Source organism: Sphingopyxis sp. (assembly GCF_050725655.1).
Taxonomy (GTDB): domain Bacteria; phylum Pseudomonadota; class Alphaproteobacteria; order Sphingomonadales; family Sphingomonadaceae; genus Sphingopyxis.
This window is the reverse complement of sequence record NZ_JBOHHT010000084.1, coordinates 34,468-47,438: the sequence shown is the minus strand read 5'-3', so window position 1 is coordinate 47,438 and position 12,971 is coordinate 34,468. Positions and strand designations below refer to the sequence as shown.

10 protein-coding genes are annotated in these 12,971 nt (G+C 65.1%); 8 read left to right on the top strand and 2 right to left on the bottom strand.

All coding sequences use genetic code 11. The features are described 5' to 3' along the window. Positions 1–96: 96 nt before the first annotated feature. Both ACREBX_RS12075 and ACREBX_RS12070 read right to left on the bottom strand, forming a co-directional pair. Positions 97–1,434, bottom strand: a complete 1,338-nt coding sequence (locus tag ACREBX_RS12075) for a sigma-54-dependent transcriptional regulator (RefSeq protein WP_431561992.1) — start codon at positions 1,432–1,434, stop codon at positions 97–99. Next, positions 1,431–3,227, bottom strand: a complete 1,797-nt coding sequence (locus tag ACREBX_RS12070; protein WP_431561991.1) for a sensor histidine kinase — start codon at positions 3,225–3,227, stop codon at positions 1,431–1,433. Before ACREBX_RS12070 ends, ACREBX_RS12075 begins: the two co-directional genes overlap by 4 nt. A gap of 236 nt (positions 3,228–3,463) precedes the next feature. On the opposite strand from ACREBX_RS12070, the gene ACREBX_RS12065 reads away from it, so the two are divergent. From ACREBX_RS12065 to ACREBX_RS12030, 8 genes are all read left to right on the top strand, one after another. Then, complete coding sequence (locus tag ACREBX_RS12065) at positions 3,464–4,792, top strand: dicarboxylate/amino acid:cation symporter (RefSeq protein WP_431561993.1); 1,329 nt, start codon at positions 3,464–3,466, stop codon at positions 4,790–4,792. A 69-nt stretch (positions 4,793–4,861) separates the two neighbouring features. Further along, on the top strand, positions 4,862–7,933 hold the full coding sequence (locus ACREBX_RS12060; protein WP_431561990.1) for a TonB-dependent receptor plug domain-containing protein: 3,072 nt from the start codon (positions 4,862–4,864) through the stop codon (positions 7,931–7,933). A gap of 1 nt (position 7,934) precedes the next feature. Then, a complete protein-coding gene (locus ACREBX_RS12055; protein WP_431561989.1) occupies positions 7,935–8,864 on the top strand; it encodes a DUF4886 domain-containing protein in 930 nt (309 codons plus the stop codon). Between the two features lie 391 nt (positions 8,865–9,255). Then, on the top strand, positions 9,256–10,014 hold the full coding sequence (locus tag ACREBX_RS12050; protein WP_431561988.1) for an SDR family oxidoreductase: 759 nt from the start codon (positions 9,256–9,258) through the stop codon (positions 10,012–10,014). 28 nt (positions 10,015–10,042) lie between these two features. Next, complete coding sequence (locus ACREBX_RS12045) at positions 10,043–10,468, top strand: hypothetical protein (protein WP_431561987.1); 426 nt, start codon at positions 10,043–10,045, stop codon at positions 10,466–10,468. A 28-nt stretch (positions 10,469–10,496) separates the two neighbouring features. Beyond that, on the top strand, positions 10,497–10,955 hold the full coding sequence (locus ACREBX_RS12040; RefSeq protein WP_431561986.1) for a carboxymuconolactone decarboxylase family protein: 459 nt from the start codon (positions 10,497–10,499) through the stop codon (positions 10,953–10,955). A 108-nt stretch (positions 10,956–11,063) separates the two neighbouring features. Next, complete coding sequence (locus ACREBX_RS12035) at positions 11,064–11,648, top strand: glutathione S-transferase C-terminal domain-containing protein (RefSeq protein WP_431561985.1); 585 nt, start codon at positions 11,064–11,066, stop codon at positions 11,646–11,648. Positions 11,649–11,731: 83 nt separating this feature from the next. Continuing rightward, positions 11,732–12,955, top strand: coding sequence for a bifunctional alpha/beta hydrolase/OsmC family protein (locus tag ACREBX_RS12030; protein WP_431561984.1), 1,224 nt, complete (start codon positions 11,732–11,734; stop codon positions 12,953–12,955). The last annotated feature ends 16 nt before the right edge of the window (positions 12,956–12,971 follow it).

Sequence of the window (12,971 nt, the reverse complement as noted above, 5' to 3'; positions counted from 1 at the left end):
GCTCATCCCTGCTGACCTCCGTACCAGCCAGCAGCTTGAATCAGAAAATCGCCCGCGCGGGAATCCCCTTTCGATTCATTCAAACAAGATCACGCTCTAGGCGCGGAAGCTTTTGGGGTCGATCCCGAGCTTCTGCATCTTGTCGTAGAGCGTTTTTCGGGGAAGCCCCAGCCGCGCCATCGTTTCGGCGATATTGCCGCGCGTCTGCGCCATCGTGTCGTGGATGATCGTCGCCTCGAACCGGCGCACCCGCTCGGCGAGCGGCGCGTCGGCGGGCATCGCCGACAGGCCGGGGTCAGACGGCAGGTCGAGCACGACGCTATAGGCGAAATTCTTGAGCTCGCGGACGTTGCCCGGCCAGTCATGCTCGACGAGGTGGCGGCGGATGCCGTCGTCGATCTGGAACCCCGCCATCCCCATCTTCGCCGCGGCTTCGTCGAGGAAGAAGGCGAAGGTTTGCGGAATGTCCGAGCGACGTTCGCGGAGCGGCGGGATGCGCAGCTTCACGACGTGCAGCCGGTAATAGAGATCCTCGCGGAAGTCGCCGCCGCGCACCGCATCCATCAGGTCGGTCTTGGTCGCCGCGACGACGCGCAGGTCGACAGGCTCGGGCGCGCTGGCACCGATCGGCTGCACCTCGCGTTCCTCGATCACGCGCAGCAATTTCGCCTGCACCGACGGGTGCATCGTGTCGATCTCGTCCAGGAACAATGTGCCGCGATGCGCGCTACGGATACGGCCCGCCTGACCAAGCTTGCCGCTGCTCCGGTCGACCAGATCGCTGCCGAACAGCTCGGCCTCGGCCAGCTCGTGCGGCAGCGCCGCGCAGTTCACCGCGACCAATGAGGCAGGGCTCCGCCGGCTCTGGCGGTGGAGCATATGCGCGACCAGTTCCTTGCCCGTCCCCGTCTCGCCTTCGATCAGCACATCGATGTCGGCTTGCGCCAGCTGCGTGATCGTCTCGCGCAGCCGCAGCATCGCAGCGCTTTCGCCGATCAGCGGACTATCGATCGCCGCTGCCGCCGCGGTCAGCCGCCGGTTGTCGAGGATCAGCGCGCGGTGCGCGAGCGCGCGGCGCGCGATGCCGACGAGGTGATCCGCGGCAAAAGGCTTGGCGAGGAAATCGAAAGCGCCGTCGTGGAGCGCGCGCACCGCCATTGCGACATCGGCGTGGCCGGTGATCAGGATGACGGGGATGTCGGGATCGATTGCGTGGATCGCCGCGCGCAGTTCGAGCCCGTCCATCCCAGGCATGCGGATGTCGGTGACGACGATCCCGGAGAAGCCCGCTTCGATGCGCGGCAACACGCTCTGCGCATCGGGAAAGGCTTCGACCGCCAAGCCCGCAAGGTCGAGCGTCTGGACATTCGCTTCGCGCAGCGCCGCATCGTCGTCGACGAAAAAGATCGTCTGCTCGCCGGTGAAAAAGCTCATGCCGGCCTCAACGTCAGGCGGAACCCCGCGCCGCCGAGCGGCGAGGGGACCAGGGTCAGCGTACCGCCGAATTCGGCCATGATATCGCTCGCGATCGCAAGTCCGAGCCCGAGCCCGTCGGGCCGCCCGGTGACGAAGGGGGTGAAAAGCTGTGGCAATAGCTCGGCAGGAACGCCGGGGCCGTTATCGCAGACGTCGATATGGACCGGGTCGCTGCCGTACGCATGCAGCGTGATGCGCGCATTTTTTTCCCCATGCACCGCGTCAACCGCATTTTGCAGCAGGTTGACGAGCACCTGCTCGAGCCGGACGCGGTCGGCGTGCACCGTCGCCGCGGGATTTTCGATTTCGACGTCGAGCGCGATGCCTTGCGCGCGTAGCCGGTCGCCGATCAACAGCAGCGTCCCGTCGACCGCTGATTGCACCGCCACGGGCCCCAGCGAGGTGGGCTTGCGGCGCGCAAAATTGCGCAGCTCGTTGGTGATCGCCCCGACGCGTGCCGTCAGTTCGACGATGGTATCGAGGTTGCCGCGTGCCTTGTCGGGCTGCGCCCGTTCCAGATAGCGTAGGCTGTTCTCCGCAAACGTCCGGATCGCGGCGATCGGCTGGTTGATCTCGTGCGCGACGCCCGCGGTGATCTGGCCGATCGATCCCAAACGGCTCGCCTGCGCCAGCTCCTCGCGCGCGGCGCGATAGCGGCGATCGGTTTCGCTCTGCCGTTCGGACGCCAGCCGCAGTTCGTCGTTCGCAGTGCGCAGGTCGCGCGTACGCGCGGCGACTTCGCGTTCGAGCGCTTCGTGCGCGGCCTGGCGCAGCGTCTGCCGCTCGACGACGCGCAGCAGCGTGATGATGGCCGCGCCGACAAGGATCAGCAGGACGAGGAAGGCCACGCGCGCGGTGGCATTGGCGCTGGCGCGTGCTGGCTCGGCGGGCTGGAGCAGGCGGAGCGTACCGCCGGGGAAGGACACGCGCTCGTCGGCTTCGCGGAACAGGTCCGCGCCGACGCGAATGCCATCCCCGGCGCGGCTGACCGGCAATGGATCGAGCCGCGCCTCGCCATAGCTGCGCGTCGCGCGAAGCCGCTGCTGCGCCGCGGCCGAAATCGGGGCGAAGGAGCGGAAGCGCCAGCGCGGCTCGCTGCTCATCACGATGATCCCCGCTGCATCGGTGACGAGCGTTGCCGCCGCCGAATCCGCCCACCGCGATTCCAGTTTGTCAAACTCGACCTTGAGCACGATCACGCCAAGCTGGCGCCCGCCGACATCGACACGGCGCGCGAGGTAGAGCCCGGGGCGTCCGCTGACCGTGCCCAGCGCGAACAGCTCGGCCTCGCCGCTCTGCATTGCGCCTTGGAAATAGGGTCGGAAGCGGTAATTCTCGCCGACGAAGCTCGTCGGCGCGCGCCAGTTGCTTGCCGCGATCGTCATTCCGCTGGCGTCGATGACATAGATCACCGTGGCGTCGGTGCGCGCCGCAAGCTGTTCGAGTTCGCGATCGAGCCGCCGCGATGCGGCATCGCTCTTGTCGGCGAGCGCGGCACGCACGTCGGGGAATTCGGTGAGTACGCGCGGCAGCAGGCGGAATTTCTGCAACTCGCTTTCGAGCAGGCTTGCGTGCGCCCGTGCATTCTGCCGTGCCTCGACGTCGGCTTGTGCGCTGGCACGGCCCGCGGCCCATTGCGCGAGGCCGAGCCCCGCGACGAGCAGGATCGCCAGCCCCGCCGCCACTGCGACGAACAGGCGTCGGCGGCTGGCATGGGGTCCGATCGGGGGCGAATCGCTTTGCACGGACATGTGCGGATTATTGCACAAATGCTTGAGAGCGTATGCGGTATTTCGCACAAGTTTGATGCTTTGCAGCGTGGTACGTTCACTATTTTATAATAAAAACAATAGGTTGGTTAGATTTCCCGTGGCGTTTGACGATGATTCCATGTCGCCTCTATTTTTAGCCAAAGGCCGGGAACACCCTGGTCCGCGTCGAGCCGGACGCAAAATATGGGGAGAGGCTGGTGGCAGCCACGATCGACATGAACGCGGTGCACACGCCGGCCAAGTCCGGGCCATGGTGGTCGCATCTCTATGTGCAGGTGCTCGCGGCGATTGCCGGCGGTGTCCTGCTCGGCCATTTATGGCCCGACGTCGGCGTCCAGCTCCAGCCGCTTGGCAAGGGCTTCATCGACCTCGTCAAGATGATCATCGCGCCGGTGATCTTCCTCACAGTTTCGACCGGCATCGCATCGGTCGGCAGCGGCAAGACGCTCGGGCGCCTGACGGCGAAGACCTTCGCCTATTTCCTCTTCTTCTCGACGCTCGCGCTGATCATCGGGCTGATCGTGGCCAATGTGGTGCAACCCGGCGCGGGGATGAATATCGACCCCAGCACGCTCGATCCGGGCGCGATCGCGAAAATCGCCGAATATGACGCCAAGGCGCACGACACCTCGCTCGTCGGTTTCCTGCTCGCGATCATTCCGACGACCTTCGTCTCGGCGCTGACCTCGGGGTCGATCCTGCAGGCGCTGTTCGCGGCGATCCTGTTCGGCATCGCGCTGTCGCACACCGGCGCCGCCGGCGCGCAGGTGCTCGGCATGCTCGAAAAGCTGTCGAGCGTCTTCTTCTACCTCGTCGGCATGTTGATGCGCTTTGCGCCGATCGGCGCATTCGGCGCGATGGCGTTCACCATCGGCGAATATGGGGTTGAATCGCTCGTCAATCTCGGCGCGCTGATCGCGACTTTCTATCTGACCTCGATCCTGTTCGTGGTCGTCGTCCTTGGCGGGATGGCACGGCTCTGCGGCTTTTCGATCTTCCGGCTGATCGCCTACCTCAAAGCCGAACTCCTGCTCGTACTCGGCACCTCGTCGTCCGAAGCCGCGCTGCCCAGCCTGATGGAAAAGCTCGAGAAGGCAGGCTGTGCCAAATCCGTCGTCGGCATGGTCGTGCCGACCGGTTACAGCTTCAACCTCGACGGCACCAATATCTATATGACGCTCGCGGCGCTGTTCGTCGCGCAGGCAACAGGTATCGACCTCAGCCTCGGTGACCAGGTTGCGCTGCTGCTCGTCGCGATGGTGAGTTCGAAGGGTGCGGCAGGGGTCACCGGCGCGGGCTTCATCACGCTCGCCGCGACGCTTACCGCCGTGCCGACGGTGCCCGTCGCGGGGCTGGCGCTGATCCTCGGCATCGACCGCTTCATGAGCGAGTGCCGCGCGCTGACCAACTTCATCGGCAACGCACTCGCCGCGATCGTCGTCGCCATGTGGGAAAATGCGCTCGACCGCGATGCCCTCAACCGCGCGCTGAACGGTGAGCCCGCACCGCTCGCGGCGCCGCCGGTCGAGACCGACAGCGATTGAGATCAACAAGATATAGAAATTCAAACAATAAAATTGGGGAGAATGATGATGAGGCGCAGTTTTGGAACAATGCTTCTGGCGAGCACGGCGATCTGCCTTCTCGCGGGCGCACCCGCACAGGCCCAAACCGTCGAAGCCGATCCGGCCGCCGAGGCAACCGATGCCGCCGAGCCGCAGCCCGATGGCGAAACCGTCGGCGATATCGTCGTCGTCGGTTCGCGCATCGAGGGCGCGCGCGTCACCGAGGCGCTGCCCGTGGTGGTCGTCGGCCAGGACAGGCTCGACGCGATCGGCGCGGTCAGCGGCGATGAACTGATCCGCAACATCCCGCAGATGGGCGACGTCAGTTTCAACCCCGGCAACAATGCGCAGACCAGCAACGCCGCGCGCGGCGACGTCGGCTCGGTCAATTTGCGTTCGCTCGGCGTCGGCAACACGCTGGTGCTGCTCAATGGCCGCCGCATCGTCACCCATCCGGCGAGCCAGGGGCTGTCGGACACCGGCACCGTCCCGGTGCTGAGCTACAACTCGAACGCGATCCCGACGACGGGGCTGCAGCGGCTCGAAGTGCTCCTCGATGGCGCCGCCGCGCTTTACGGCTCGGATGCCGTCGCGGGCGTCGTCAACACGGTGCTCAAGGATAATTACGACGGCCTCAGGATGCAGGCGCAATATGGCGGCGCCGAGGGCACGCATCTGCGCGAATTCCAGGGCAATATCCTCGCCGGCAAGAGTTTCGACCGCGGCAATATCACCCTCTCGTTCGAATATACCGACCGCTCGGCGCTGCGCGCAGAAGATCAGGATTTCACTGCGTCGGCGAACCTTCGGCCGCTGTTTGCGGATGATCCCGACTTCGCCGACTCGCAGACCCCCGACGCCCGCGCGACGCGCGGGGCGTGGCCGGCGTTGCAGGTTCCCGTCACCGGCGGCCGTCCGCGCCGCGGCACGACGAACCTGACCACCGCAGCCGGCGCATTCACGGTTCGTCCGACGCGGTTGGGCGGCTGCACGCAAGCGCTCACCGCCGATCTGTGTCTGGTGAACACCGCGCTCGCGACCAACAACGCGTTTCGCGACCTGCGTTACGACACCGCGGTAGGGACCACCGTGATGCCCAGCGTGAAGCGCTACAACGCATTCGTGAATGGCCACTACGACGTCACCGACGATCTGACTTTGTTTGGCGAATTCGGCTATTACCGCTCGAACACGACCCGCATCCAGCCGCCGGTGATCAACCTCAACCAGATCTGGATTCCCGCCAGCAACTATTACAATCCGTTCGGTGCGACGACGGTGGGCGGCCAGCCCAATCCCAACCGCATTGCGAACCTGACCAATGTGCCCGCCGCCGGCCTGCCGGTGCTGCTGACCACCTACCGCTTCGTCGATACCGGGCCGCAGGCGGTGAAAGTCTCCGGCGAGCAGCTGCGCGGCCTGATCGGCGTCCGCGGCGAGGTTGCGGGCTTCAAATGGGACAGCGCCTTCGTCTATTCCGAAGCCTCGGCGGTCGACAGCAGCCTTGCGGTTCGCAGCTCGGCGCTCCAGCAGAGCCTCGCGCTCGCGACCCCCGACGCCTATAACCCGTTCAACGGCGGCTGCATCGACAGCCTGAGCTCGGGCGATTGCACCCCGAGCTCGCAGGCGGCGATCGACGCGATTACCTTCCAGCTTCGGCGCCGGTCGAAAACCACACTGACGATGGGCGACTTCCGCGCCTCGCGCCCGGACCTGTTCGCCTTGCCCGGCGGCGATGTCGGCGTTGCCTTCGGCCTCGAGGTGCGGCGCGAGACGCAGCGCGACGATCGCGATTCCGCCGTCGACGGATCGAGCCCCTTCATCGATGCCGTGTCGGGCGCGGTGACGATCAGCGACGCCGCAGCGGTCAGCGACAACCCCGACACCTATGGCAAAAGGACGGTCGCGGCCGGCTATGCCGAACTCGCGGTGCCGCTCGTGTCGGAGGAGATGAACATCCCCCTCGTCCGTCGTTTCGACGTCCAGCTTGCCGGCCGCTACGAACATTACAGCGATTTCGGCAGCGTCGCGCGGCCGAAAATTGCCGCGGCGTGGGACGTCGTCGACGGTATTCGTTTCCGTGGCTCCTTCTCGCAGGGTTTCCGCGCGCCGAACCTCGAACAGGTCAACGCGGTCGAATATGCGCGCCTTGCGACCAGCCAGGATTTCCTGCGCTGCGAGGTCGATCTGCGCGCCGGGCGGATTCCCAATTTCACCGCTTGCGGCAACAATGTCGGCTATTCGCGCCGCGTCTCGGGCAATCCCGATCTGAAGCCCGAAAAGAGCACCAACTATAATCTGGGTGCGGTGTTCGAGCCGACCTTCCTGTCGCCCGACCTCGGGCGGATAACCTTCACGGTCGATTATTGGTCGATCAAGCAAAAGGGCATCGTCGGCATCCTCGGCAACGATACCGCCGTCGCGCTCGACTATCTGCTGCGCCTGCAGGGATCGTCGAACCCCAACGTCATTCGCGACGCCGCCAACGCCGACGATATCGCGGCTTTCGCGGGAACGGGCATTACGCCGGTAGGGCGGATCAACACGGTCCGCGACCAGTTCGTCAACCTGTTGCCGCAGACCGTCCGCGGGCTTGATTTCGCTTTCTATTGGCAATCGCCGAAGACCGATGTCGGCAAGTTCGATTTTTCGGTCAACGCGACGCGGCTGCTCAAATTCTCGCGCGCGCCGGGCGATGCGGTCGACATGCTGGTCGCGGCTGCCGAAGCCGGCGAGATCAACCCCGCGACGCCGCTGCCCGAGACCCAGAATCTGATCGAGGCCAATGGCCGCCCGAAATGGCGCGGCACCGCGTCGCTCACCTGGTCGCTCGGGCAGTTCCAGATCGGCGCCTTCGCGCGCTACACCGGAGCGGTCGATGAAACCGCCTTCGTCGATGCCGATGGCAACCCGTGGCGCGTCAAGTCGCAGGTCACCGGCAATCTTTATGCGCAGGTGCGCGTCAAGGACGCCGACGGTCTGGGCGGCGACATGCGCTGGCGTGTCGGGGTGCGTAACATCACGAACGAAAAGCCGCCGCTTTCGTCCGAGGGCTATCTGGGGTCGCTCTACAACCCCTCTGGCCGTTATTGGTACACCTCGGTCACCACGGAGTTTTGATATGACATACGGGCACGGCATCTGGTTTCTGATCGGCGCTGCCGCGCTCGCCGTCGCGCCGGCGGCAACGGCAAAGGAGAGCGCGCCCGCGCCGACCGCCGCCGGCGCGACCCCATCCGTCACCCCGAAGGCGGCGCCGAAGACGATCCTGTTTATCGGCAACAGCTTCACGCAGGGGGCGCATTCGGCGGCGCGCAACTGGCGCGCGGGGTCGGTTACCGATCTCAACAACGCCGACTATGGCGGCGTGCCGGCGTTGTTCAAGCTCTTCGCCGAGCAGGCGGGGCTCGACTATCGGGTCAGCCTCGAAACACAGGGCGGCAAATCCCTGGGCTTCCATTTTGACGAGCGGCGCCAGCTCTTCGACCGGCCGTGGGATGTTGTCGTGTTGCAGGAATTCAGCACGCTCGACCGTGACAAACCGGGCGATCCGGCGGATTATATGCGCAACGTCGACCGGCTCGCCGCGCTGTTCAAGGCGCGCAATCCCGCCGTCGACATCCGCCTCGCCGCGACATGGACGCGCGCCGACCAGATCTACAAATCCGGGGGGCATTGGTACGGAAAGCCGGTGACGGCGATGGCCGATGACCTCCGCGCCGCGGCCGACCGCGCACGATCCGCCACCCCGTCCGTGGCGGGTATCGTGCCGGTCGGCCAGGCATGGAACCGCGCGATGACCGAAGGCGTGGCGGACCCCAATCCCTATGACGGGATCGGCTACGGCCAGCTCGATCTGTGGGCGTACGACCATTATCACGCCAGCGTCGCGGGCTATTATCTCTCGGCGCTCGTTACCTTCGGCGCGATCACCGGCGTCGATCCGACGACGCTGGGCGCAAAGGAGAAGGGCGCCGACGAACTGGGGCTCTCGGACGCACAGGCGGCGGCGTTGCAACGCGTCGCGCGCGATACGCTCGCGAACGGGTAATCGGCCTTCGGGAAAAAGGGAGCCGGACAGGTAGGATGCTCGCCTGCCAATTCGTTGGCCGCAGGGAGAAAACGGAAAAATCCCTGCGTTCATCATCTCTGTCGCGTCCGATTAACACGGCTCCACAAAGTTCACAACGTTGTGCCGATGCGGTCGAGACGAGCCGTGCAGGGAGGGGGAGGGTGCGCGATCCGTCTCGATGGAGTTATTGGAGCAGGGCGATCCCTGCCCGATAAGGTCCGAGATTGGACCGCCTGATTGTACCAACGCATCACAAAGACCAGATGGTACACTGGCTTTCGCACCTCTCAGGTCTCCAGCCCGCGCGGCCGCTCGGCTACTTCCAATGCAAGGGACGCAACCGCGTCGAAGCACTGGAAGGGCAAGTGTCATGAAGATCGTCGTGATCGGGGGAACCGGGCTTATCGGTTCAAAGGTCGTCAGCAAACTGAACGCACTCGGGCATCAGGCCGTCGCCGCCGCGCCCAACACCGGCGTCAACACGCTGACCGGCGAAGGGCTTGCCGAAGTCCTGACAGGCGCCGAGGTGGTCGTCGATCTCGCCAACTCGCCGACCTTCGACGAGGCCGCGATCGATTTCTTCAAGACCGCCGGCAAGAATGTCGCCGAGGCCGAAAAAGCGGCGGGTGTCGGCCATCATGTCGCGCTGTCGGTCGTCGGCACCGAAAAAATGGGCGGCAGCCCCTATTTCGTCGCGAAGCAGGCGCAGGAAGAACTGATCCGGGGTAGCGGTATTCCCTACACGATCATCCACGCGACGCAGTTTATGGAATTCCTTCGCGGCATCGGCCAATCGGCGGTCGTCGGCGACGAAATCCACCTCTCGCACGCCTACATTCAGCCGATGGCGGCCGAGGATGTGGCCGATGCGGTGACCGCGGTCGCGCTCGCCGAACCCGCGGGCGGGACCGTCGAGGTCGGCGGACCCGAAAAATTCCACCTCGACGAAGTCGTCGGCAAGGTGATGGCATTCGACGGCGATACGCGCCCGATCGTGGTCGACCCCGAGGCGCGCTATTTCGGCCTGCGGCTCGAGGATGACTCGCTGATCCCCGGCCCCGATGCCAAGCTCGGTTCCACGCGCTTCGACTGGTGGCTCGAAAACGTCCCGCCGCCGCCGAAGAAATAAATATCATCGATCACAAGGGGAGATCATCATGCTCAAGACGATTTGTATCTGGACGGCCGTGATCCTCGGCATCGGCGCCGAAGCGAATGGGCTGTTCATGCTCTGGTCGCCCGCCGACTGGTATCTCGCGGTTCCCGGCGTCACGACGACCGGCCCGTTCAACCAGCATTTCATCCGTGACATCGGGCTGATCTTCCTGTTCGTCGGAACCGCGCTCCTCGTCGGCGCCTTCCGCCCGCAATATCGCGTGCTGCTGTGGACCGCCGCGAGCCTTTGGCTCTGGGGCCACGCGCTGTTCCACTTCTGGGAAGTCGCCGTCGGCATCTGCGGGCCGGATGCGCTCGCGCGCGATTTTGGCGCGGTGACCTTGCCCGCGATCCTCACGGCGCTGCTCTCGATATGGGCCGTCGCCGACGCCCGGAAGGCACCGTCGCGCTCCGCCTCTACGCTGTAATTCACCCCGAAGAATAAGGAGAATATCGATGACCCCGCGTATGAATATTTTCCAGGCCGCCCCCGATGCAATGAAGGCGATGCTCGCCGTCGAAGCGACGTTCGAAAATTCGGGCGTCGAACATAGCCTGCTCGAACTGGTGAAGCTGCGCGCATCGCAGATCAACGGCTGCGCTTTCTGCATTCACATGCACGTCACCGACGCGGTGAAGCATGGCGAAAGCCACATGCGCATTCACCTGCTCGACGCCTGGCGTGAATCGCCGCTCTACACCGACCGCGAGCGCGCCGCGCTGAACTGGACGGAATCGCTGACCGGCATCGCCGAAACGGGTGCGCCAGACGAGGATTATGAGCTGCTGAAGGCGCATTTCGACGACAAGCAAATCGCCTATCTGACCGTCGCGATCGCCGCGATCAATTTCTGGAACACCGTCCAGATCAGCCTGCGTGCCGTCCATCCGGTCGAACAGGCGGCCGCAGCCTAACGAGCCCCCGAGGTGCTGGGCTTGCCGACCCTGCCGTTCAGCACCGACCCCGGCCGCTGGGGCACCGCCCTCCCGGTGTCCCAGCGGCTCCCCGTCAGGAGATGATCGATGAAACTCTATTATTGCCCCTGGGCCTGCAGCCTGGCCGCCCATATCGCGCTCCACGAGGCCGGCACACCGTTCGAGAATGAGAGCGTCGACATCAAGACGAAGATCACCGCGAGCGGCGCCGATTTCAACGGCGTCACGCGCAAGGGTTATGTTCCCGCGTTGCAACTCGACAATAGCGAGGTCTTGACCGAGAATATCGCCGTTCTCGATTATCTGGCGGGCGTCTATCCGCAATATGGCGTCGAAGGCCCGCTCGGCCGCACGCGGCTCGTCGAGGCGCTCGCCTATATTTCGACCGAACTCCACAAAAGCTTCAAGCCCTATTGGCACAATGGAACCGATGAACAAAAGGCCGTCGCGAGCGCCTATATCACCGCGCGGATGCGCTATCTCGGCGACACGCTCAAGGGCGACTATCTGTTCGGCGACCAGCCGACCGTCGCCGATTTCTATCTGTTCGTGAACACGCGTTGGGCCGAACGTTTCGGCGTCGAAATTCCTCCCGCGATCGCCGCGATCCATCACCGGCTGAACGCGCGTCCCGCCGTGCAGGCGACACTCCAGGCCGAGGGGCTCGCTTAACTGCGGGTGCCTTGGCGGTTCCTGCATCCGCACGCTTTCTGTTATGCGTAGGTTGGTCAGCCGCCGCGATTCCGGAGAACATCATGCCGACGCGCCCTTTCGATTTTCACAATGCCGCCGGCGATCGCCTGTCGGGTCGCCTCGAGCTGCCGGTCGGTTCGACCAAGGCATGGGCGCTGTTCGCGCATTGCTTCACGTGCGGGAAGGACAATAAGGCCGCGGTGCGAATATCGCGCCGCCTGGCCGGTGCCGGCATCGGCGTCCTGCGCTTCGACTTTACCGGGCTCGGCGCCAGCGAAGGAGAATTCGGCGCGTCGGGTTTCAGCCATAATGTGAAGGACCTGGTCGACGCAGCAGGCGCGATGGCGGATGCGGGGATGCCGCCAATGCTGCTTGTCGGACACAGCCTGGGGGGCGCGGCCGTCATCGCGGCAATGGGATCGCTGCCCGGCATCCACGCCGTCGCGACGATCGCGGCGCCCTTCGACGTCGAACATGCGCTCCACCAGTTCGACCCCGAAGGGTTGGAGACGATCGAGCGCGAAGGAAGCGGCGTCGTGGCGATTGGCAGCCGCCCCTTCACCGTCCGCAAGGAGTTCGTCGCCAGTCTGCGCGAACAGGATCAGGGCGCGCGCCTCGCAAAGCTGAAGCGGCCCCTGCTGCTGCTCCATTCGCCGATCGATCAGGTGGTCGGGATCGAAAATGTCACCAGCATGTACCTCGCCGCCAAACATCCCAAGAGCTTCGTCTCGCTCGACGGCGCCGACCATCTTTTGACCAATGCCCGCGATGCCGATTTCGCCGCCGACATGATTTCGGCCTGGGCCAGCCGCTACCTGCCGGCAACGCCGCCGACCGCGGCCAGCCAGTTCGACGCGGAGGCAGAGGAAACGCGGCTCGGCAAATTCCAGCTCGCGATGCGCGCGGGCAAGGCCGCCTTCATCGCCGACGAGCCCGAAAGCGCTGGTGGTCTCGGTTCGGGGCCGACCCCGTTCAACCTTCTCTCGTCCGCACTCGCCGCCTGCACGACAATGACCTTGCGCCTTTATGCGGACCGCAAGGGCTGGCCGGTCGACCGGATCCGCACCGGCGTGACCCACCGGAAGGAAAAGGGCGCGGACAAGCCCGACATCTTCAGCCGCCGCGTCGAGATCGAAGGCACGCTCGACGACGCGCAGCACGCCGAGCTGATCGCCGTCGCCGATCGCTGCCCCGTGCATCGCACGCTAGAGGCGGGGTCGCGCTTCGAGGCGACCGAGGCCGGATGGGAGGAGCCCTTGGTGCCGGGGGACGAAACGCCCGCTTAGTGCAGGGCGATTGTCG

What these genes read in the sequence shown, in the direction of transcription:
- ACREBX_RS12075 (WP_431561992.1), bottom strand. Translation starts at nt 1,434, where the DNA reads ATGAGCTTTTTCACCGGCGAGCAGACGATCTTTTTCGTCGACGACGAT.
- ACREBX_RS12070 (WP_431561991.1), bottom strand. Translation starts at nt 3,227, where the DNA reads ATGTCCGTGCAAAGCGATTCGCCCCCGATCGGACCCCATGCCAGCCGC.
- ACREBX_RS12065 (WP_431561993.1), top strand. Translation starts at nt 3,464, where the DNA reads ATGAACGCGGTGCACACGCCGGCCAAGTCCGGGCCATGGTGGTCGCAT.
- ACREBX_RS12060 (WP_431561990.1), top strand. Translation starts at nt 4,862, where the DNA reads ATGCTTCTGGCGAGCACGGCGATCTGCCTTCTCGCGGGCGCACCCGCA.
- ACREBX_RS12055 (WP_431561989.1), top strand. Translation starts at nt 7,935, where the DNA reads ATGACATACGGGCACGGCATCTGGTTTCTGATCGGCGCTGCCGCGCTC.
- ACREBX_RS12050 (WP_431561988.1), top strand. Translation starts at nt 9,256, where the DNA reads ATGAAGATCGTCGTGATCGGGGGAACCGGGCTTATCGGTTCAAAGGTC.
- ACREBX_RS12045 (WP_431561987.1), top strand. Translation starts at nt 10,043, where the DNA reads ATGCTCAAGACGATTTGTATCTGGACGGCCGTGATCCTCGGCATCGGC.
- ACREBX_RS12040 (WP_431561986.1), top strand. Translation starts at nt 10,497, where the DNA reads ATGACCCCGCGTATGAATATTTTCCAGGCCGCCCCCGATGCAATGAAG.
- ACREBX_RS12035 (WP_431561985.1), top strand. Translation starts at nt 11,064, where the DNA reads ATGAAACTCTATTATTGCCCCTGGGCCTGCAGCCTGGCCGCCCATATC.
- ACREBX_RS12030 (WP_431561984.1), top strand. Translation starts at nt 11,732, where the DNA reads ATGCCGACGCGCCCTTTCGATTTTCACAATGCCGCCGGCGATCGCCTG.